The organism is Acidobacteriota bacterium (genome assembly GCA_016196065.1).
In the GTDB taxonomy this organism is placed as follows: domain Bacteria; phylum Acidobacteriota; class Terriglobia; order Terriglobales; family Acidobacteriaceae; genus Acidiflorens.
Map to the genome: position 1 here is coordinate 515,773 of JACPYL010000008.1, position 21,547 is coordinate 537,319.

22 protein-coding genes are annotated in these 21,547 nt (G+C 57.1%); 14 read left to right on the forward strand and 8 right to left on the reverse strand.

Translation table 11 applies throughout. The features are described from left to right. Positions 1-31: 31 nt before the first annotated feature. From tatC to HY010_03285, 5 genes are all read right to left on the reverse strand, one after another. Entirely contained in the window at positions 32-829 is a 798-nt protein-coding gene (tatC, locus tag HY010_03265; GenBank protein ID MBI3474726.1) for a twin-arginine translocase subunit TatC, read from the reverse strand. Beyond that, positions 822-1,184, reverse strand: a complete 363-nt coding sequence (locus HY010_03270; GenBank protein ID MBI3474727.1) for a twin-arginine translocase TatA/TatE family subunit — start codon at positions 1,182-1,184, stop codon at positions 822-824. The genes tatC and HY010_03270 overlap by 8 nt, the downstream gene beginning before the upstream one ends. 112 nt (positions 1,185-1,296) lie before the next feature. Further along, positions 1,297-1,974 (reverse strand): hypothetical protein, encoded by a 678-nt coding sequence (locus HY010_03275; protein MBI3474728.1) that lies wholly within the window; start codon positions 1,972-1,974, stop codon positions 1,297-1,299. Between the two features lie 69 nt (positions 1,975-2,043). After that, on the reverse strand, positions 2,044-3,360 hold the full coding sequence (locus tag HY010_03280) for a DUF4147 domain-containing protein (protein MBI3474729.1): 1,317 nt from the start codon (positions 3,358-3,360) through the stop codon (positions 2,044-2,046). Between the two features lie 73 nt (positions 3,361-3,433). Next, positions 3,434-4,099 carry an alpha/beta hydrolase gene (locus HY010_03285; protein MBI3474730.1) on the reverse strand — a complete coding sequence of 222 codons (666 nt, stop codon included), beginning with the start codon at positions 4,097-4,099 and terminating at the stop codon, positions 3,434-3,436. A 105-nt stretch (positions 4,100-4,204) separates the two neighbouring features. Here HY010_03285 and HY010_03290 point away from each other — a divergent pair, with 105 nt between their 5' ends. The 5 genes from HY010_03290 (at position 4,205) to HY010_03310 (ending at position 10,074) form a co-directional block, all read left to right on the forward strand. Next, positions 4,205-5,200 carry a M20/M25/M40 family metallo-hydrolase gene (locus HY010_03290; GenBank protein MBI3474731.1) on the forward strand — a complete coding sequence of 332 codons (996 nt, stop codon included), beginning with the start codon at positions 4,205-4,207 and terminating at the stop codon, positions 5,198-5,200. Positions 5,201-5,217: 17 nt separating this feature from the next. Then, positions 5,218-7,422: a thioredoxin domain-containing protein gene (locus HY010_03295; GenBank protein MBI3474732.1), complete on the forward strand. Its 2,205-nt coding sequence runs from the start codon at positions 5,218-5,220 to the stop codon at positions 7,420-7,422. Between the two features lie 100 nt (positions 7,423-7,522). Further along, a complete protein-coding gene (locus HY010_03300) occupies positions 7,523-8,320 on the forward strand; it encodes an isoprenyl transferase (protein MBI3474733.1) in 798 nt (265 codons plus the stop codon). After that, positions 8,317-9,213, forward strand: coding sequence for a phosphatidate cytidylyltransferase (locus HY010_03305; protein ID MBI3474734.1), 897 nt, complete (start codon positions 8,317-8,319; stop codon positions 9,211-9,213). The genes HY010_03300 and HY010_03305 overlap by 4 nt, the downstream gene beginning before the upstream one ends. Before the next feature lie 75 nt (positions 9,214-9,288). After that, positions 9,289-10,074 (forward strand): hypothetical protein, encoded by a 786-nt coding sequence (locus HY010_03310; GenBank protein ID MBI3474735.1) that lies wholly within the window; start codon positions 9,289-9,291, stop codon positions 10,072-10,074. Between the two features lie 60 nt (positions 10,075-10,134). On the opposite strand, the gene HY010_03315 is transcribed toward HY010_03310, so the two are convergent. After that, positions 10,135-11,250: an oxidoreductase gene (locus HY010_03315; GenBank protein MBI3474736.1), complete on the reverse strand. Its 1,116-nt coding sequence runs from the start codon at positions 11,248-11,250 to the stop codon at positions 10,135-10,137. Positions 11,251-11,467: 217 nt separating this feature from the next. After that, positions 11,468-13,246 (reverse strand): hypothetical protein, encoded by a 1,779-nt coding sequence (locus HY010_03320; GenBank protein MBI3474737.1) that lies wholly within the window; start codon positions 13,244-13,246, stop codon positions 11,468-11,470. 369 nt (positions 13,247-13,615) lie between these two features. Here HY010_03320 and HY010_03325 point away from each other — a divergent pair, with 369 nt between their 5' ends. The 5 genes from HY010_03325 (at position 13,616) to HY010_03345 (ending at position 18,252) form a co-directional block, all read left to right on the forward strand. Continuing rightward, on the forward strand, positions 13,616-14,809 hold the full coding sequence (locus tag HY010_03325) for a 1-deoxy-D-xylulose-5-phosphate reductoisomerase (protein MBI3474738.1): 1,194 nt from the start codon (positions 13,616-13,618) through the stop codon (positions 14,807-14,809). A 27-nt stretch (positions 14,810-14,836) separates the two neighbouring features. Then, positions 14,837-16,180 (forward strand): RIP metalloprotease RseP, encoded by a 1,344-nt coding sequence (gene rseP, locus HY010_03330; protein MBI3474739.1) that lies wholly within the window; start codon positions 14,837-14,839, stop codon positions 16,178-16,180. A 175-nt stretch (positions 16,181-16,355) separates the two neighbouring features. Then, the gene (gene ispG, locus HY010_03335) at positions 16,356-17,597 is read left to right on the forward strand and encodes a flavodoxin-dependent (E)-4-hydroxy-3-methylbut-2-enyl-diphosphate synthase (GenBank protein MBI3474740.1); all 1,242 of its coding nucleotides are present in this window, start codon (positions 16,356-16,358) and stop codon (positions 17,595-17,597) included. A 57-nt stretch (positions 17,598-17,654) separates the two neighbouring features. Beyond that, positions 17,655-17,870, forward strand: coding sequence for a hypothetical protein (locus tag HY010_03340; protein MBI3474741.1), 216 nt, complete (start codon positions 17,655-17,657; stop codon positions 17,868-17,870). Between the two features lie 19 nt (positions 17,871-17,889). Then, complete coding sequence (locus HY010_03345; protein ID MBI3474742.1) at positions 17,890-18,252, forward strand: DUF1801 domain-containing protein; 363 nt, start codon at positions 17,890-17,892, stop codon at positions 18,250-18,252. An 18-nt stretch (positions 18,253-18,270) separates the two neighbouring features. On the opposite strand, the gene HY010_03350 is transcribed toward HY010_03345, so the two are convergent. After that, positions 18,271-18,825, reverse strand: coding sequence for a cytochrome P460 family protein (locus HY010_03350; protein MBI3474743.1), 555 nt, complete (start codon positions 18,823-18,825; stop codon positions 18,271-18,273). A gap of 38 nt (positions 18,826-18,863) precedes the next feature. Between HY010_03350 and HY010_03355 the strand changes: the two genes are divergently transcribed. From HY010_03355 to HY010_03370, 4 genes are all read left to right on the forward strand, one after another. Beyond that, entirely contained in the window at positions 18,864-19,133 is a 270-nt protein-coding gene (locus tag HY010_03355; protein MBI3474744.1) for a hypothetical protein, read from the forward strand. A 158-nt stretch (positions 19,134-19,291) separates the two neighbouring features. Further along, entirely contained in the window at positions 19,292-19,810 is a 519-nt protein-coding gene (locus HY010_03360; GenBank protein ID MBI3474745.1) for a hypothetical protein, read from the forward strand. Positions 19,811-20,021: 211 nt separating this feature from the next. Then, positions 20,022-20,639: a hypothetical protein gene (locus HY010_03365; GenBank protein MBI3474746.1), complete on the forward strand. Its 618-nt coding sequence runs from the start codon at positions 20,022-20,024 to the stop codon at positions 20,637-20,639. 140 nt (positions 20,640-20,779) lie between these two features. Then, positions 20,780-21,436 carry a hypothetical protein gene (locus HY010_03370; GenBank protein ID MBI3474747.1) on the forward strand — a complete coding sequence of 219 codons (657 nt, stop codon included), beginning with the start codon at positions 20,780-20,782 and terminating at the stop codon, positions 21,434-21,436. Positions 21,437-21,547: the final 111 nt, after the last annotated feature.

The following is a 21,547-nucleotide window of genomic DNA, read 5'->3' on the forward strand; positions in this document are numbered from 1 at the left end:
TGCTTTTCCCTGCCCTCTGTAAGCTCTGTTCTTAAGATTTCTTCTCTTGCCGCTTCTTGCGCTGCGCAGGATGCACAAGCCACGCGATGCCGATGCTGAGGATGTAAAGCGCCACCATAGGCGCCGCGAAAATGCACATGTTCAGGATGTCGGTGGTGGGCGTGAGGATGGCGGCAACGACAAAAAGTGCGAGGATCGCATAGCGCAGGTTGCGCCACATCCACCCTGCAGTCACGATTCCCATGAGCGACAGGAAGAACACGAGAATCGGCATTTCAAAAATCACGCCGAGTCCGATGATCACCGCCAGAAACAGCGAACTGTATTCGCCCAGCGTGATCATGGGCTGAAATTCTTTCCCGTAACCGATCAGAAACACGAGCGCCTGGGGAAGAACGATCCTGTACCCAAAGTATCCGCCGGCGAGGAACAGCGCGACCGTTGAAAGCATGAACGGCAGCACGTAACGTTTTTCATTCCTGTAAAGCCCGGGGGAAATGAACAGCCACACCTGGTACAGCACAAACGGCGACGCCACGAACAGCCCAGCCATCAGGCCGACCTTCATATACAGGTTGAAGGGCTCGGTTGGATTCAGGTAGACGAGTTTTGCGTCGATCCCGTTTTTGTGAAGAGCCTCCAGCACGGGACGCTGCATGACGTCATAAATGCGCTGGGCATAATTCCAGCACAACAGAAAACCTCCCGCCATGGCGACAATCGAGTAAATGATTCTCCGCCGCAATTCCTCAAGATGTTCGAGGAAACCCATGGTGGGCATGTCGTCTTTCACGGGATCGTCTGCGGAGGACGCAGTGGCCTCAGGCATCGGGCGCTACCTTGGGCATGGTTGGAGGCTCCGGGTCGGAACCAGATTCATGCGTTCCAGTTTCCGCGGCCTGTGCCTCCTCAGCAGCCTTGAGCCGCTCCGGCGGCGGGGGATTGAAAATCCGGTTCGCCAGGGAATTGAGCGGGGCATGCAGCGGCGGCAGGATCTGCGTCTGCACGCCGGCATCGATCGAATTGATCTCGGATTCGATCTGAGCTTTGAACTCATTGGAGGCGCGTTTGAATTCGTTCATAAAGCGCCCGATCTGGCGTCCAACTTCCGGCAGCTTCTTCGGCCCGAAAATCAGGAGTGCCAGAATGAACAGGAACACCATCTCTGAAAAGCCCAGATTCATGCAGTCATCATAAATGCCTCGGAAGGGCGACGGCAACGAGAGCCACAACAAATGGCGATCGCAGGCATTCGCCCTCAAAAACCCAGGTTTCTCAGCCTACTATTTCTGATTCCTATCGCGCGCCGAACGTGTACCCCAGTGAAAGACCATAGCGGACTGCCCGTCCGGAACTGAACTCCTGGTTGTCGTTGACCAGGTAGAGATGCGCCTCCGGGCGCACAAAGAAGTTTCGGGTTGGATACACCTTCAGCCCAACTCCAAAGTGCCCCATGAAATGGTTGACGGTTACGAAGTTCTTGCACGTATTGAAATCGCAAACCTGAGTGGGTTGGTAGAAACGCGTCGCCTCGGAACCGAGTCCCGCGAGCAATTCCATGTATGTACGATCCGTCAGCTTAGGCGCATAAATCGCGTTGAAGTCGTAAAACATCGGACGATCAGGCTGAATTCCCTGCCAATCCCCGCGTGTCGCCTTCCACGCAAACTCGCCCTGAATACCAAGGTTCTTGTAAAACAATACGTCCGCGCTGAAGCTCGGATAGGCGCCTCCGGTAAGGGACTGCGGCGTGTGATTGCCATTGGCTTCGTTGGCAGACGGCGCCGTCATCGTGTTCATTCCGAAGGCAACGTCAATCTGCTGTTGCGCGGACGTGAAAGTGCAAACCACTGCGAGGAAAGCGCAAGAGAGTACAAGCGAGCGCAACGACAGGCTTTTCTGGTGCACACACACCTCCGCAAGAACGGTCTTGCTTTGAAGTTGGATGCCGGCGGGGTACAGACTGGTGGCCAAGTCGAATGACTCGAGGGTAACCGGAGAGCGATCGTGGCAAGGAACTAGGCTTCGTCTCAACAGCGGATGCTAGTAAGCCAGCAGAATCCGCAAGTCACGGAGATTGTTGCCGGTCGCGCCAGTCACGATGGCATCGCCCAGGCCTTCAAAAAGGGGATAGGCGTCGAAGGCGGCGAGAGCTTTCCTGATGCTCTCCTGATTTGCGGCCCGATCCAGAGTTGAGCCGTCGACCACAGCGCCCGCTGCAGGACTATTGCCGTCGATGCCATCGGTGCCAGCGCTCAAGACCGTGATGTCCTCTCCTGCAATCTTGTCTGCGCAGGCTAGCGCGAATTGCTGATTGCGGCCGCCCGTGCCGCCGTTACGCACGTTGACGGTGACTTCACCGCCGGAAATGAGGCAAACCTTCGAGACCGACTTGCGCAGGTCGCGGACTCTCTGCAGCAAATATTCCGCCACTCGCTCGTAGTCCCAATCATCGCAGGAATTATCGACCTCCACCGCAAAGCCCGCCTGCGCCGCGGCCTTACTGGCTTCCTCCACTGCGACCTGGTTCGAAAGTACGGTCCACCACCGGGCTCGCACGAAGGCTGGATCGTCTGATTTTGGCGTTTCCTCGATCACGTGCTGGCGGAACAGGTCAGCGACCGATTTGGGGAACTGGTCGATCAGCCCATACTTCTCGACAATCCGTTCGCAATCGGCAATCGAGGTCGAGTCTGGCATGGTCGGACCGGAAGCGAGCGCGTCGGGAGTCGCGTCGGGCACGTCTGACACGAGGATCGAAACTTGCTGCGCCGGATAGGCCACCTGCGCGAGCCTCCCTCCTTTCACCGCCGACAGATGCTTGCGGACGGCATTGATCTCCGCGATCGGCGCTCCGCACAGAACCAGCGCGCGATAAGTCGCCACCAGATCGGGCAGCGATATTTCGTCGTCCATGGGCTTTTCGACGATGGATGATCCGCCGCCCGAAATCATGAAGATCACGAGCGCTGCCGAATTCAGAGAGTTCAACGACTTCAGAATCGCATCGGCTGCACGAATCGACTCGGCAGTCGGCGTGGGATGGCCCCCTTGAAAATAACGGAAGCCGCGCACTTGGCTGGACGGCTCGACCGACGAAGCGACAATGCCCTCAAACCGGCTACCGGCCTGCGCTTCGAGCCCCGCCACCATCGTATGAGCGGCTTTGCCGATCGACACGACGAACACTCGGGAAAAAGAATCGAGATCGTGCAGATCGTCGCCAATGCGCAGCACTCCGCGCTCGCAACTCACCTGGCGGGCAAACGCGCTCTCAATCGCCGCATTCTGCAGCGCGGACGAAAAAATCCCACGTGCAACTTCGCGCATGTGACGGAACTGTTGCTGTCGTTCGGGCATGATCTCCGTCATGCGGGAGATTATAGGGTAGAGCCGCCGTCGCGACGGCTATCGGACGGGCCTGACCTCGGCGCTACGGACGAATCGTCACCATTTCGCTGACCCACTTTTCGATGGTCTCGCGCATTTCTTTGAGACGTCCTTCAAAAAAATGGTCGCCTGCCTCGATGCGCACGAGCTTCTTTGGTTCCGCAAACGTATCCACGAGCGCTTCGAGTTTTCCCGCAGGACCAAACTGATCCCGCGATCCGCTGACAAAGAGTTTCGGCTTGGCGCACGAGCGCAGGAATTCAAAGTCATACACTCGATCGTCCACCGGCGTTGCAGGCAGGCCTAATCCAATCAGTGAAGTCACACGCGGGTCCGGACAAGCAGCCCGCAGGCCAACTGCCGCTCCGAATGAGAAACCGGCAAACACGACCGGCAGCGAGTATTCCCTTTCGATCCAGTCGAGGGCAGTGCGAACATCATCCAATTCGCCCACCCCATGGGCGTACTCGCCTTCGCTGAGCCCGGTGCCGCGGAAATTGAAACGCAGAACGGGAAATCCAAAGTGATGCAGCGCCTTCATCGTGTGAAAGACGACTTTGTTGTGCAGCGTCCCACCGTAGACGGGATGAGGATGACAAACCACCGCAGCGTGAGTTCCATTCGCCGATCCCACGTTCAACAGCGCTTCGAGTCGCCCGGCAGGGCCTTCGAGAAAGAGCGAGCGGATGCTGTTGGGCTCGGGGTGCATGTCGCTGGTCGTTTGTCGTTAGTCGTTCGTCGCTAGTATTGCAGACTCTCCCCACGAACTGCCAATGACTAGCGATGAACCGCCGCCCACTGCTACGCTCTTTGCATGGACTTGTTCGCACTCACCCGCCGCCTCGTGGATATCGAATCGACGACTCCCCATGAAGAGGCGGTCGGATCATTTCTATTCGAAGAACTCGGCCGCCGCGGATTCGAAGCCAGCAAGATGCCGGTCGACGGCGCACGCGTCAACGTGCTCGCCACCTCACCCGGACATCCACGCCCGGACATCGTCTTCTCGACGCACATGGATACGGTTCCACCGTTCATCGCATCGTCCGAAGACGACCACCGTATTTGCGGACGCGGCTCGTGCGATGCCAAGGGCATCATCGCCGCCCAGATTCTGGCCGCCGAGAAATTACGCACAGAAAAAATTTACGTAGGCCTGCTGTTCCTGGTTGGTGAAGAGCGCGACTCGATTGGAGCAAAACTCGCCAACCAGTCTCCCATCGGATCGCGCTTCATGATCAACGGAGAGCCCACTGAAAATCGTCTCGCCATCGCCACCAAAGGCGCACTGCATGTGGAACTCACCGCCCGCGGAAAGATGGCGCACTCCGCGTATCCCGAACTGGGTGAATCCGCGATCGACAAGCTGGTCGAAGCATTGCATCGCCTGCAAGCCATGAAACTGCCGGAGACTCCGGACGTCGGTCCCAGCACAAGGAACGTAGGATCGATCCAGGGAGGCCGCGCCCCCAATGTAATTTCCGATAGCGCCAAAGCGGATTTGTTTTATCGACTGGTCGGACCCGCGGCGGACCTGCGCCGCCAGATTCAGGAAGCCGTCGGCAGCCTGGTCGAAGTCCATTTCACCCGCGAAACCCCCTTCATGCGCTTGCGGAAACTGGAAGGCCTCCCCACCATGGTTGCCGCCTTCACCACCGATATCCCATCATTGCCAAACTGGGGAGAGCCGCTGCTGCTTGGGCCAGGATCGATTCACGTCGCCCATACCGAAGGCGAATTCATCGACAAAAAGCAGTTGCAGCAAGCCGTCGAGCTATATGCAGCCATGGCCCGGCACTTGCTGAAGTGAGCATTTAGACTGATGCGATGACCACGACCTCCCTCAACACTCTTTCCCGCGCCGCCTCTTCTTACCTGCGTTCCGCCATGCATCAGCCCATCCGGTGGCACGAGTGGGGTGAAGAGGCATTTGCGGCGGCGAAGCGGGACAACAAACCGATCCTGCTGGATATTGGCGCGGTCTGGTGTCACTGGTGTCATGTGATGGATCGCGAGTCCTATGACGATCCCGAAGTCGCGAAGATCGTGAACGAGAACTACATCGCAGTAAAAGTAGATCGCGACGAGCGTCCCGACATTGATGCGCGCTACCAGATCGCAGTGAGTTCGCTGACGGGACAAGGCGGCTGGCCGCTCACCGGATTTCTCACGCCTGACGGCAAGCCTTTTTACGGTGGCACCTACTTCCCTCCTCAAGATCAATACGGGCGTCCCAGTTTTAAGCGGGTGCTGCTATCGATTGCGCAGGCCTATCGAGAAAAGAACGGCGAGGTCGTGGAGCAGGCCAACATGGTCACGAACGCGATCTCCCAGTCGGAATCGTTCCCCGGCCGAAGCGGCGAGGTCTCTCCCAAGATCATTGACGCGATCGTCGAATCCGCCGTCAAGATGTTCGACGAACGCAATGGCGGATTCGGCAACGCGCCCAAGTTTTCGCATCCCTCGGCTCTTGATTTGCTGATTGGATACCAGGCTCGCACGGACAGCGAAGCGCTGCGCGATGTCATCGTCATCACGCTGGAAAAGATGGCGCGCGGCGGAGTCTATGACCAGTTGGCCGGAGGATTCCACCGCTACTCCGTCGATGAGCGATGGATTGTCCCGCACTTCGAGAAGATGTGTTACGACAACTCGGAGCTACTCAAGAACTATGTCCATGCCTGGCAGTTAACTGGCAATGCTTTCTTTGCCGATGTCGCGCGCGACATCATTCGTTGGATGGATGAATGGCTGAGCGATCGCGAGCGCGGAGGCTTCTACGCTTCGCAGGATGCTGACTACTCCATGGAAGATGACGGTGATTACTTCACGTGGACACAAGACGAAGCAAAAGCCGCACTGACTTCGGATGAAATGAGAGTAGCGGAACTCCATTTCGACATTGGCGAGATCGGCGAGATGCATCACGATCCCGCGAAGAATGTGCTCTACATCCGTGCGAACGTGGAGGAAATCGCGCGCCGGCTTGTCGTCGGTGAAGATCGCGTTCGCGGACTGCTGGCGTCCGCCAAAAAGAAGATGTATGCGGCTCGCCTTACTCGGCCCACGCCTTACATCGACAAGACGATTTATGCGGGATGGAATGCAATGTGCATTTCGGCATACCTGGAAGCGGCGCGCGTGCTCGAGATCCCGGATGCCATGCACTTTGCGTTGCGCTCGCTGGACCGGTTGCTGAGTGAGGGATGGAGTGGCAAAGCCACGGCACCTGCAACGGCAGCGGGCGTGGGCGCCCGCTCTACACGTTCGACCACACTCAAGCATGTGATCGCTTACTCCGATCCGAAGGCGGAGCACCGGGATACAGTCGGCGTCCTCGATGACTACGCGTTCACGGTGATCGCTTGTCTCGACGCCTATGAAGCGACTGCCGACTTGAGCTACTTCAAATTTGCGCGATCGATTGCCGACGCAATGATCACGGGCTTTTACGATTCTCAAGCGGGAGGTTTTTTTGACACGACTCCCGCGGAATCAAGCGCATCCGCCGAATCGAACGCGCCGCTTGGCATTCTGGGCGCGAAGCGCAAGCCATTTCAGGACTCGCCCACGCCTGCAGGCAATCCGGTCGCCGCGATTGCCTTGCTTCGTCTGCACGGTTACACCAACGAAGCTTCGTATCGCGAACAAGCGGAGCGTACGCTCTCAGTCTTTGCCGGCGGCGCAGAAAAATACGGGATGTTCGCCGCGACCTACGCTCTGGCCGTCGCGCAGAGTACGCAGCCCCACACGCAAGTCGTCATCGTCGGACAGGACGAAGCTGCGAATCAACTTCTTCGGACCGCACTCGGTTCCGTCTCATTCGGCAAAGCTGTGCTGCATCTTTCTGCAACCGGAACCGTCCCGCAAAACTTGCCCCCGGCATTGGCGGAGTCGATTCCGAATCTGCCGGCTTTGCGCGAAGGACGGTCGTTCGCCGTCGTCTGCTCGGGATTCAGTTGCCAGGCGCCGGTATTCGACGCCGCTGGACTCGCAAGTCAACTGATTGGAATGGCTGTTCAAGGCTCGTAACTCACGTCCTAACGAGCCAGATGTTACATTGCGTGGACCGCAACTCGTGTGTTAGCTTCGACTTGCAGAGGTTCACTTGCGACACACGGTTCCCGCGGGGATGGACCGCAAGGAAGCGGAAGCTTACCAGCGGCTGGATCCAGCGCGACTCCCCAAGCATATCGCCATCATCATGGACGGAAACGGACGCTGGGCGCGCCGGCGTCATATGCCGCGCGTGGCCGGACACCGTGCCGGAGTCGCAGCCGTGCGTTCCACCGTCGAGACCGCGGCCCGGATCGGTATTCCCGCGTTGACGCTCTATGCTTTTTCTGAAGAGAACTGGAAGAAGCGTCCCCGGACCGAAGTGGACTTCCTCATGAAACTGCTCTGCCGCTTCCTGAAGGCGGAGATCAAGACTCTCAACGCAAATAACATCCGCCTGGAATACATCGGCCGCAAGCATGAATTGCCGGAGTCGGTGCAAGAAGAAATGGAGTACGCCCGCGAGGCCACCAGCCGGAATGGCGGCATGGTGCTGACGTTGGCGTTGAACTATTCCGCCCGCAGCGAAATCGTCGACGCCTTTCGCTCGATGGCCGAAGCAGCCGCGCGCAATGGCGGCCTCGAGCACCTCAAAGTCGATGAGCAATTGGTCAGCGAGCATCTTTATACGCGCGGCTTGCCAGATCCTGACCTGGTCGTGCGCACGAGCGGCGAGATGCGGCTCAGCAACTTCCTGCTCTGGCAACTTGCCTATTCGGAAATTTACGTGACACAAACCCTGTGGCCGGATTTCCGCGGCGTCCAACTTCTGGAAGGCATCGAAGAATTCCAGAAACGCGAACGGCGCTACGGCGGGCTCGGCAAAGACAAAGAACACGCTCCCGTCCACCCGCACACTGAGGCGAAGCGTTGATCAAGCGCATTGCGACCGCTGTCGTCCTCATACCTCTCGTTCTTCTCCTCGTACTCAAAGCGCCTCTGTACGTGATGGCGATTGTGTCGGGCGGCATCGCGCTCATGGCGATTGCGGAATTGCTCAAGCTCACCACCCATTACGCAGTGCAACCGCTCTGGCGGCCAACTTACGCGTATGTCTCGCTGTTTTTCCTTTTCGTAATCGTAGCCGCAGCCAATCGCGTGCCCCTGGTTGAAACCACATCCATGATTTATGGGCTGGCATTGGCAGCGGCTCTCGCACCGTTCGTGTTCCTCACAATTGCGATGGGCCGCACGCAACTCGTCACGGGATATCCCGCGGCCGCAGCGTCATCGTTTGCATTCGCCTACATTGCGATTCCGATGGCGCTACTGGTGCAGATCCGGCAACAACCCGCGGGCGCGATCCTGGTGATCTTCACACTGCTGGTCGTCTGGTCAGGAGACATCTTCGCCTACTTCGTCGGCAAGGCAATTGGCCGCCATAAAATGTCTCCGGAGATTAGTCCAAACAAGACCTGGGAAGGCGCAGTGGCGTCCGTAGTTGCCAGCGTCGTGATTGGGACGTTGTGGTTTCAGAACGGCGCAGCGATCAGCACATGGTTCCTGCAACACGGCCTGATCGAGCGCCGCGACGGCATGTTCGGATTGCAGCAGCCGTCATTGCTTGTGATTGTCGTGCTCTCCGCAATTGTGAACATCGCGGCGCAACTGGGAGATCTAGTCGAGTCGCTGATTAAGCGCGGCGCGGGAGTGAAAGATTCAGGATCAATCCTTCCAGGCCACGGCGGCATGCTCGATCGCGTCGACGCGATGCTGTTCGCGGTGCCAGTCGTGTGGGCTTGGAGCGCCTGGCGTCTGATGCAGTGAGCGCATAGCGAAAGCAACTGTGGGGGGAACAACAAATAACAAGCCGGAGTCTAGGGTTCGAGCGGCGTTCTGAACATGTCAGTAACGAAATACATCCGGATCAGCGCCCTTCGATTCGCTTTCATACTGGCCGTTGCCTTAACCCTTGGCTGGCTATTCTTGTTTTTGGACTCGTTGCACAAACGCCAGAGGGCAGAACACTTCATCTCCGACTTGAAATCATTTCCTTTCGCGACCGCTAGCTTTGGAGACGTGCGCTCTCTGATGGATCGCAACGGCGGCACTTCGCTGCAGCAGTTTCCCAATTGGCGACTTCCTCATATTGGTCTTCCCCACGGTCCTACGCCCACGCTCGTTCCCGAAGGTGGCGGGCCAACTTGCACCGTTCAAGATTGCATTTTTGAAATTCGGATAAACCCGCGACCATTAGGGCTTGCACCGAGCTCCCGTGCGGCGATCTTCTTGCGCTCGGTTCTTGCCCATGTGGGCATTCGTCCCTGGGGAGTCTTCGCAACTTTTGAAATAAAGAGGGGCCGGCTTGAGCGAAGTCGCACTGAAATTGGTCAAGCGAGTATCAGCGAAATGTCAAATGCGGACGGGTTTCTTGACACGCGGTTGTACACCGTCGAGTGCGTGTTGGATCACCCGGCCAATCTCGATTCTCGCGATTACGTGGTTGGGCCCCAAGCGAGTAACTTGAACGTCGAGAACTTCCTCATGTCCCGGTTGGTCCGGCCATCTTCTGAGTCGACCCAAAAAGCATTCGACGTGCACCTCGGCTGCTTTACGACCGTCGCCCGCAGCTGCAATGGATTCCAGGAACTGGCGCCCTCGGCTTGGGCCGATTACCAAAAACAATAGGCGAGTTCACTCATCAGTACGCAACGCGAATTTATGAAATTACGGTTGACGCTTTGGGTTCTATCTTCCCTCGAAGCTGACATTCAAGATCGTCCCATCTACTCCCACCAACCATCCCGCTTCCGGATTCGCGAATCCGACTGCCCAGTACCCCGTCACGCCTGTGAGTGAGAACCACGTAGTCCCTTCATCCGGAGTCCAAGCCGCTCCCCCGTCATTCGCCGTGATCACGACTGCGTGCTCACCCTCGTGGTGACGTCCACCATGTCCCTGGTGTCCGTGGTTGTCCGCCGGACTCACGTACGCCAGTCCGAAGATGGCTCCCGTCACCGGAGTCGGATTCGTCAGCGTCCAGGTTTGTCCGCCGTCGTTGGACGTTGCGGTCGACGCGTTGTTGGGATCGCCCGGGTCCAGATCGCCACCGCCGACAATGCCGTGCCACGCGTCACGGAAGGCTACGCTGAAGCCGCCCGCGCTCGGCGAACTCACCAGTGGAGTGTCATACGCGTTCCAGGTATCCCCGCCGTCGCGCGTCGCCAGAATTCTGGCCACAGTCGCGCCGCCGGTCGTGATCCAGGCATTTCTCTTGCCCTGCGTCGCGACACAAGTGCCGCTCGATGCAAATGAAAATTCACCCGCCAATGCGGGCGGCATGTTGCCGCTGATGTCCAGCCAGTTCGTGCCATCGGTGGTGCGGAGATCGGGAAACACGCCATCCACGGAGTCGCTGTGCGAGATGGCACGATTCGACGACCAGAACGCAAAACAATCGTAAAACGCGCCCGGATTCTGATTCTGGAATTGCATCGTCCAGTTCGCGCCGCCATCAGTCGTCTTATAGATGCGGAAGTCAGTTGGGTTATCGCCGATCGATTGCAGATACGCAACCTTGTCGCTGACGCCCTGCACATCGCGGAATTGCAGCGCCTCGGCCCCCGGCACCACGCCTGCTTTCCAGTGCCGCCCGCCATCGGTAGTCAACACGAACGTGCCGCCGCGCCCGGAAGCCCACACGATGCGCGAATTTACTGGGCTCACGGCGATCAGGCCTTGCGTGGTGCCGCTGTTTTGTGGCGTGAGACGAGGCTGATGAACTCTGTGCGAGTCTTGTCCAAAGCTGAGGGTTGCAAGAATAAAGACGGAAACCAGGATCGCAGCGAACGAGCGTTTCGACATGACATCTCTCCCGGGGGAAATTTTCACGCGTGGACGGGGAGTATAGGACCGCTCGAGGAGCGTGTCAAATGTGGCGCGGGGCAGGGAGTCTCACTGTCCCTCGTGTGGGCGCACGTGAAGCCGTGAGGCACGAGCCAGAAGCAACAAGGTTGTTCGAAGCCCGCAGCTCGAAGCTCGCAGCCTCGCTCTCTCCAATCTGCCCTCGAACTATGACCGCCTACTCCACGTCACTCAATGCCGCGTTCAATCCCGCGATATCCGCACCCAGATCCTTGCCGTCCGTGCCTTTATTCTTGTACGGACTGCTCGACTGGAGCGTGTAGTCCCCATCGCCACCACTGTCATATTGCACGAACTTGACAGCATCCACGGTCGCGGGAAAGAGATTGCCGCTGGGCCAGTCCGACGGTGGAAACGCATCCGGCGTTCCAATCAGCGCGTTGTTCTTGAACGTGGACGTCTTGAAACACTTCTGGATTTTCATTTCCGGTGTGCCGTGATACGCGCAACTCTCCCAGCCTCCTCCGGAACTCCACACCGGATACTGACCCGTAGCCACCAGATTGTTGGTAAAGACCAAGCCGAACATATCGGGATCCTTGATGCTGTTTCCGATCATCAACAGATGCGCTCCGGCATCGGGAAACGCCGTGACATGGTTGATCGTGATGGTATTGACCGGATTCCGCGGCCACCCATTCGCGATGATGAACACGTTGCCCTGGCCAAAGTAGTTCTTGCTGATGTCGTCGATCACGACGTCGTGAATACTCCACCGTTGTCCGGCCAGCGCGGGCGCTCCATTCCCCCCGTTGCCCGATATCGAAGTCTCCAGTTGTATTCCGCTGCCGGAATGGGAAATTCGGGTATAGCGGATGGTCACATCCGTTACCTGGCACTTTGGACAAACGTTGCCATGACGCGTGTGTTGGTTCTTCGGACTCAGCAGCAGCGCGTATCCCGCCTGCGTAAAGCCTCCCCAGTTGTTCTCCATCAGGTTCGCTTCCACTAGCACGCGCGTCGCGTTCTTGAGTTCCAGATGATTCTTGGTGGCGAACGACTTCCCGTTCAGGCCCTTCACTTGTCCCGGGGTGCCGGGCATCCATTGCCACGGTTTAAAGAAATGATTCCGCGTAATTTCGATGTCCGCCGGGGTTAAGGTCGCCGACCCGCCGCCGAACATCACCGCCTCGCCCGAGGCTTCCAGGAAATTGTGGGAAATCTTGAACGGCCCGTCCTGATGATCGCCGGTACCTCCGCCGATGGCATGCGCGTCGGTGCACATTCCGTATTCGTTGCAATGGAAATCGCTGAAATAAGAGTCCACCACCGCGGCCTGCGACATCCCGCGCAGCGAAACTCCTAACCTGGTCTCGTCGCGAACCGTGCCGTGGAACCAGCAGCGGTCGATCACGATGTGATCCGCGACGCCCTTCGGCTCAACTGTGAGCAACACCGGCGCGTCGTGTACACCCGCACTGCGCGTCACTTCTAGTCCGATCAACCGGTAGTGATTCGCGCCCTTTTGCAATATGAAGGGGCCATCCACAGGATTCGGATTTTCCACCCGCGCCATAACATTTTGCGGATTGCCGCACGCATACGCGGGACGCCCGACGAGTGTCGCGATCCCTGCATAGCACGGGTTCACCCTCTCTCCTTCAGAAGGCAAACTGTCTGCCGCATCGGTGCGGATAACGATCCAATGATTGTCGTCGCAGCTCTTGGTGGGGAGATCGAAGAGACCGGTAAATACCGCCCCGGCCTGGAGTTCAATCGTGTCGCCGCAGTGGGCGTTGTTCAAGGCCGTTTGCAGGTTGTCTCCGGCGCGAACCGTAACATGACTTCCCGGGGCCGGCGTTTTGGCCAGCGTACTGACAACGGTCGCTCGCGGCAGTTCAGCGGGTCCATCAAACACTCCTGAGGCCTGCGCTGAAGGGACTGAAAGCGCCACACCAGCAATGGCAAACACGAATCGGGCAAGATAGGATTGCATGTCGATACTCCTTGTCATGATTTGCTGCTTCGGAAAGTGATCTCAGGCGTTGGCCATGAGGAGTTGTCGCGATAGTAAGGAAGCCCGGACCCGCACAGCAAAATTAGTCGGGCACAAAATGCCCATTGTGAGGCGAACACCCTAGAGTGAGTCGGGCACTTCCAACCGACGCTGCGGATTTGCTCTTGCTCGGTTGTCAAACGATCGTGGGTTGAAACAAATTGTGATCGAAACGAGAAGGAGATCGAGACAGAAACCAGTTGCACCAGTGATGTGACGGTCCCTGGGTGCCCGCCCCACAACTGCCAATCCCCCTAGCGCCGTCGCACGTCAAATTCCCGTAGAATTAAAGCGCACAGAATTTTCAAAATGAAACGCATTGCCATTCTAGGTTCCACCGGATCCATCGGTCGCAGCACGCTGAGTGTGGTCGAGAGTTATCCCGACCGCTTTCAGGTCGCGACGCTGGCTGCAGGCAGCAATCTCGATGCCGCACTCGATCAGGCTCGTCGGTGGAAACCAAAAGTCCTTTCGCTAGCCAGCGAACAAAGTGCTGACGCAGTGCGCACCAAACTGCGTGCGGAGGGCTTGACTGAGATTGAGGTCGTCCACGGTTCAGCCGGGACGGTGCAAGTGGCGACTCATCCGGATGCCGACTTCGTAGTCAGCGCAATCGTTGGCGTGTCCGGACTGGAAGCAACTTACGAAGCCGTCCGGTCTGGCAAGACGGTTGGACTCGCCAACAAAGAGTGCCTGGTCGTAGCCGGAGAACTAATCGTCGCCGAAGCCCGCAAGCAGGGGAAACCGTTACTTCCGATTGATAGCGAGCATAACGCCGTCCATCAGTGTCTGCGCGGCGGGCGCATGGAAGAGGTCGAGCGAATCTGGCTGACGGCTTCAGGCGGCCCGTTCCTGCACACTCCCAAATCGGCGTTCTCCTCCATTACTGTCGAGCAGGCGCTGAATCATCCCACCTGGAAGATGGGAAAAAGGATCACCATCGACTCCGCAACGTTGATGAATAAGGGGTTCGAGGTGATCGAGGCTTGCCGCCTGTTCGACGTGCCTCCCGGTCAGGTGCAAGTCCTTGTGCATCCACAGTCTACGATCCATTCCATGGTCGAATTCGTCGATGGCAGCCTGCTTGCACAAGTCTCTGTGACCGACATGCGCCTGCCCATTTTGTATGCCTTGACCTACCCGGAGCGTATCCCATCGGACCTGCGCTTCCCGGTCATGGACCTGCGGCATCTCGATTTCTGCCCCCCGGATGTGGCTAAATTCCCTTGTCTACGTTTGGCTTACGAAGCAGCGGAGGCGGGCGGGGCGAAAACCATCGCCCTGAACGCGGCCGATGAAGTCGCAGTAGCGGCGTTCTTGGATGAGCGAATCGGGTTTGAAGACATTCCCCGGATCATCGAGGACGTGATGTCTGCAACTCCGGCGGGGCGGTTGGAATCTATCCCTAGAGTGCTTGCTTTGGATATCGAAGCCCGCGAGGCGGCGCAGGAAATGGTCAGGCAGCGAAGCCGTTCGGACTCGCCCGTGCGTGCTATTCCGTAAAACAGATTTGGGAGTAATCTAAATTTTATGCCTCAAGTGCTGTCCTTTCTTCAGACGATTTTCGTGATGGGAATCGTTCTGGGCTTCATGATCCTGATCCACGAGTTCGGCCACTACGCGGCCGCGAAGTTGTTCAAAGTTCGGGTCGAAGTATTTTCGATCGGATTCGGTAAACGCCTGCTCGGATTCCGCCGCGGCGAAACCGATTACCGCATCAGTGCCCTGCCCCTCGGCGGCTACGTCAAGATGTCGGGTGAAAATCCGATGGACGAGCGCACTGGCGATCAAGGCGAGTTTCTTTCGCATCCGAAATGGCAGCGCTTCATCATCGCCATCGCCGGACCGGCGATGAACATCCTCCTCGCTTTTGGGTTGTGGACCGGCGTCTTCATGGTGCACTTCGAATACCCAGCCGTCTTTGACGGCCCCGCAGTCATCGGATGGATTCTCCCGAATACTCCCGCCGCCACCGCTGGAGTGCAAATCGGCGACAAGATTGACCGCGTCGAAAACATTCAGAATCCCACCTGGGAACAAGTCGAAATCAAGGAAGGTTTGAGCCCGAATCAACCCCTGAAGTTCGCCATCAACAGAAATGGTGTGGTTTCAGAATTGACTCTGACCCCGCAGCCCTCCGGCCGCAATCAATGGGGAGACATAGGGTGGGTGCCCAAGGAACCGAACTTTATTGCCACGATGATTGAGCCGGGAATGCCCGCGGAAAAAGCTGGCATGAGAGTCGGAGACCAGATCCAGAGCGTAAATGGCCAGCAGATTCCCGCGCTAGCCGTGCTGGTCGATATGTTGAGCCACTCCAAGGATCAGCCTCTCGACATCGTGGTGCTCCGCGACGGTAAAGAAATGACCATGCGTGTCACACCGACTCTGACGGCGAGCAAGACCGGCGGAGAATCGCGCTACCGCATCGGTCTCGCCAGTCAGCCGACGAAAGTTGTGCGCCTGCCGTTCGGCGAAGCCGTGCGAAAATCCGCGCTGGAATGCAAGAAGAACTCACTGCTCATCCTCGAACTGTTGCAGAAGATGGTGGAGCGCAAGGTCTCGATCAAGCAGGTTGATGGCCCCATCGGCATCGGCAGCGCTGTCGGCAGTGCCGCCCGCGAAAAAGGCTGGACGCCTCTCCTCTTCGTGAGCGCGATCATCAGCCTGAACCTGGGCGTCTTCAACCTCATGCCCATCCCGATTCTCGACGGTGGAGTCATCCTTCTCCTCTTCATCGAAGGCCTGATGCAGAAAGAAATCAGCCTTCGGATCAAAGAGCGTATCTACCAGGCCGCGTTCGTATTCCTGGTTCTGTTTGCAGTGACGGTTATCTACAACGACATCATCAAGCAGTTCCCCGGCACGCAGTAAATGTCACGATCATCAGCACGCTCCAGCCGCGAAGCGGCGGTATAGGAAAGCCCGGCACGTAAGTGCCGGGTAAGCGAGCGCCCCGACGGAGTCCTATAGGGACGGCACCCCGGCCACGGTCACCCTTCGAGCCACCGCCCTGCTCACTGCCAACCTGCTAAAATAAAGCTTCCCTATGGCTGAAATGCGACGCAGAAAAACCGTAACCGTCACGATTGGCGGAGTAAAGGTTGGTAGCGATGCACCAATCATGGTGCAGTCGATGACCAACACCGATACGGCGGACATCCCTGGCACCATCAAGCAGGTCGCCGCCCTCGCTCGCGCTGGGAGCGAAGTCGTTCGTGTCACCGTAAATAATGACGACGCGGCCAAGGCTGTGCTGCACATCGTCGAGGGACTCGAAAAACTCGGCGTGCGCGTTCCCATCGTCGGCGACTTCCATTACAACGGACACCTTCTGCTGACGAAATATCCTGCATGCGCCGAGGGACTGGCGAAGTACCGCATCAATCCCGGCAACGTCAGCGTCGGACGCAAGAACGACGACAACTTCCGCACCATGATCGAAGTTGCGGTGAAGTATCAGCGCCCCGTTCGGATTGGCGTGAACTGGGGCTCGCTTGATCAATCCCTTCTCACGCGCATGATGGACGAGAATTCCAAGTTAGCGGAGCCGCTCGAAGCGCGCGAAGTCATGATGGAAGCGATGGTCGTGAGCGCGCTGCGTTCCGCGAAAATCGCTGAAGAAGATGGGCTGCGTTCCGACCAGATTATTTTGAGCGCGAAAGTCAGCGGCGTGCAGGACTTGATTGACGTCTATCGATCTCTCGCCGCACGCTGCGAGTATCCCCTGCACCTCGGACTCACCGAAGCGGGCATGGGCGCCAAAGGTATCGTGGCCTCGAGTGCCGCGCTAGCTGTGTTGTTGCAGGAAGGAATCGGCGACACGATTCGCGTTTCGCTGACTCCTGCTCCCGGCGGCGATCGCACCGAAGAAGTTCGCGTTGCGCAGCAGATCCTGCAATCGCTTGGTATTCGCAGCTTCACTCCGCAAGTCACCGCCTGCCCCGGTTGCGGGCGCACGACCAGCACCTTCTTCCAGGAAATGGCGCAGCAGATCCAGGACTACCTCCGCGACCAGATGCCCGTCTGGAAAGGCCGCTACGTAGGCGTGGAAGAAATGAAAGTAGCAGTCATGGGATGCGTAGTGAACGGTCCCGGCGAATCGAAACACGCCAGCCTCGGCATCTCGCTGCCCGGAACTTTTGAAGAACCTAAAGCGCCGGTCTACGTCGACGGACGCCTCTTCACCACCCTGAAAGGCGACAAGATCGTCGCCGAGTTCATCAAGATTCTCGACAACTACGTGGACTCCCACTACACGGCAAGAGAAGCAGTCGGCGCCCGGAACTAGCAGGCATCGAGATTGCTCCAGCCGCGACGCGGCAGTATGCGGAGGATCGCATCGGTCATGAAAGAAGGCACTCAACGTTCAATCGTTCGCTGGATTCACATCGTACTTGCGATTCCGATTCTTGGTTATATCTATAGCCCCTTCGAAAAACTTCCTGACTACGCTACGCCGACTCGGTATGTCTTCTTACCTGCCATGGTCGCTACGGGGTTGTGGATGTGGAAGGGCCACGTCGTTCGACGACTAATTTCGACCAAGAAACGATCGGCCTAGTAAGAGCTGGGGGGGACCGATGAAGATGAAAAAGTACGCCAGCTTTGCCGACTACCTCGATGACCAGCCGCCCAAGAACCGCACGATTATCCGAGCACTTCGCCGCTTTGTGAAGCGTGTGGAGCCCGGACTCGAGGAGTCGGTGAAGTGGGGCAATGGCTGCTGGGTCAAAGGGAAAGAGCCAAAGGGAAAAGTGCCCGTCGCCTATGTGTACTCAGCGCCCGACCACGTCCAGTTTGGTTTCCTGCGCGGCTCTTCATTAAAGGACCCACGCCACCTTCTTGAAGGCAATGGCCAATACGTACGCCATGTCAAAGTGCGCAAGTCCTCCGACATCGACGAAGACGTGTTCAAAGCCTTCCTGCAACAGGCCGCGCGCTGATCGATTCTCCTACCCGTTTCACCGCTTCTGGTACGGATGGAAAATGTAATCCTTCGCCTTCACCTTCGTATGGCATGCAACTCCGCAGTCGGAGAGGCTTTTAGCATCGGCTTCGAACTTGTCTGATGCGGCGTCATAGTTGAACACCGCGTATCCCCATCCGGCGCTTTTCGAAAATCGCTTGCTGTCTCTTTCCATGACGAAAGCCTGCTTGAAGACGTCGGGGACATCCACGGCAAACTGGGCTTCGGTACTCTTCTTCGGCTTCCACTGCAGCTTCGCGACCTTGGACCCGTCCGGGAAAGGCTGCCCGTTGCCCGGAATGCCCGACTTATACGCCGCGATCATCGCCGGATTGCCGACGATCACCTTAAGCACTTCATCAGTCCGCGCGGAAGAGATCACCGACCAGTCCTCGTATCCCTTGAAGTCGGCAAACTCGATTCCACTCGGTGATTTCAGCGCGTACTTGTCTTTCTCTTTGTCCTGCGCGTATACGCCCATGGCGCCAAGGACGGCGACGGCGAGCACTACGGTGGATATCGTGATTGCAATTTTGCTTTGACGCTTCATGGCTGATTCTTTCTGGAGAAGGATTTCCGATTTGGCTTTTGGAGAGGCAAAGCATATCACAGGAAATTCTCGATCTACTGAAGCGCCGGGTGCCCTTGCTCGATTTGCTGCCGATCGCCGACGTACTGTGCTACCCTGACCGCCAAATGAGCAATCAGTCGAATGCCGCCACCGCTGGTATTAGTTTTGGATCGGCCTTAGCCATGATCCTTTCCTTCCAACTGAATCATTCGATTCTGTGGGCCATCGTGCATGGCGTGTGCTCGTGGTTCTATGTGATCTACCGAGCGCTGAAGGGTAACTACTGATACCGCACCACCGCTCTCCGAGGGTGCTCATGATGCTGTGAGAAGTAGTTCACCCTCCCGATCCGAGCGTTCTATGATGTTGAAGAACTGGGATGTTGGAGAACTGGGCCGCCCCGTTCGACATTGTTCCCACAACTCTCTGCCCAGGAGGTCGCGCGATGAAGACGAATCTTGCCATCGTGGCTTTGCTTTTCATCCTTTCATTTTCAGCATCCGCACAGGAACCAACACCTAAGGATTCCCTGCTCGATCATCTGAGCGGTAGTTGGATCCTGCAAGGCACCATTGCCAGACACGAGACCACGCACGATATTGAGTCCGAATGGGTGCTGAACCATGAATACCTACGCCTGCACGAGACCTCGCGAGAGAAAGACGCCAAGGGACAGCCTGCGTATGAAGCGATCATCTTGATCGAATGGGACGCGTCGTTGAACGAATACCTGTGCCTGTGGCTCGACTCGACCGGTGGCGGAGGTCTCTCGGCGCCGATGGCCCACGGCAAACGGGGCGATGATCAAATCGTATTCGTGTTCAAGGGCAAGGATGAGAAAGACGGCGGCGTCCAGACAACATTCGCCTACAACAAAGCCACGGATTCCTGGAACTGGCTGATCGATAACGAATCCGGCGGCAAGCTGACGCCGTTTGCGCGAGTCAAGCTCACCAGAAAATAAGCGCCGGGAGCGCGGCAAGAACTCAGGCTAGCAAGCCATTAGGAAGCGCACGGCTTCAGCCGTGCCACAAAGCTCTCTGGAAGATTGGGCTCCAGCCCCTGACGGCACACGCACTACTGCTTTCACCCACGTTTCACAAAAAACGAAGCGAGGGGCACCTACTTACCGGGGCCACCCGCCCGTTGATAACCGTGTAGAATTTCAATCCACAATGTCCACCTCACTCACTCCTAAGCAACGTAGGTTGAAAAAGGAACTGGAGGCCATCAGCGAAATAGTCCGCGTTGATTACTGGAATATCCTCACTTGGCCTCCCAGGCTTAGAACGACCGCTTTGGAGGTGATGACGCGCCAGTTGATTCGCGGTGACATCGTTACCCAATACACTTTGATTGACGACTGGTTGAGTAGTGCAGTATGTCGATATTTCTTGCCGGGACGAAGCTTCATTGTTCAATGGAAGACTCAGCGCTTTGTCAGATTCAATTACTATGTGATTGAACGTCTTTACATGACACAAAAGCTCGCCTTCTTGAAAGACGCGTATGTCATTCCCAAGGCTATTGCCGCTACGATCGAGGAAATTAACGCGCTGCGGAACGCGATGGCTCATGCATTTTTTCCTGAAAATCTACGGGCATACCACAGGAAAGGACCTTCCGCCGCTCGGAAGCCTGTAACAGTTCGCTACAAGGGCACCGACATTTTTACCCTGGAGGGGATTAGACAATTCGCGGCGGATTGTGGCACCGTCACCGAGTTTTTCAAAAGGGGGCTAAGGCGGCGCACGCGAACCCTCATTGCCCTTCGTACTTCAGGCGAGGAATAATATATCGGGAATGTCCCGCCTCTCCCCTGATTTCGATCGAAGAAAAAATAAGCTGAATTGACGGAGGGACTGTGACCGAGCTAAACGAACCGACCGAGCAGCCGCCGCCCCCGCAGCAGTTTGCGCCATCGGAAAGAGCATTGAAGTTGCATGACGAGTATCGAAAGAAGATCTGGGAAGACTCGGTATCAGGCAGTGAGAACTTTGACAAATATCTCATCACCTTTTCGACTGGTGCCCTTGCCCTCTCGTTATCTTTCATTAAGGACGTTGTTCCGCTGAGGGATGCGATATGGATTTCGCTTCTGATCGTCTCGTGGGCTGCGTTCATACTCGCAGCATTGGTGACTCTGGTTTCGTTTAGATTCAGCCTCTCGGCTCTGGAAAGAATGGTTCCGGTGCTAAATGACTATTACCTGAATGCCAAACCCGCTGCATATGACAAACACATGGACGACCTGCGGACGAAAGCCGTCGACTGGTGTGCTTGGGCGGGACTATTTTTCTTCGTACTCGGTTTGATTTGCACTATGATATTTGTGAGCGGGAACGTTCTGAGAGCGAACGCTATGGAAGACAAGGAAAATCTGCAAAAGGGCAATTCCGTCCGAATTGACCGAATTGACTTTGGTTGTAAGCCTCCGGCGATGACGCCCATGACACCGAATGCGAAATTCGAGGCACATGCTGGGCAGGACAAAGTTGAAAAGGGCGTCAAACCGCCACGATTTACTCCAGTCCCCCCGTCCCCCACACCTACTCCACAACCGTGCCCGGCAGAACCGCCCAAGAAATGAATCGAGGGGAAGATGGCAAGAGTCAATGATGGCTTGAAACCAACGGGAATGACGCCAGTCGTTACCGGTCAAGAAGACCGAGGCTTGAAGCCTTCCCCGTTGACCCCTATA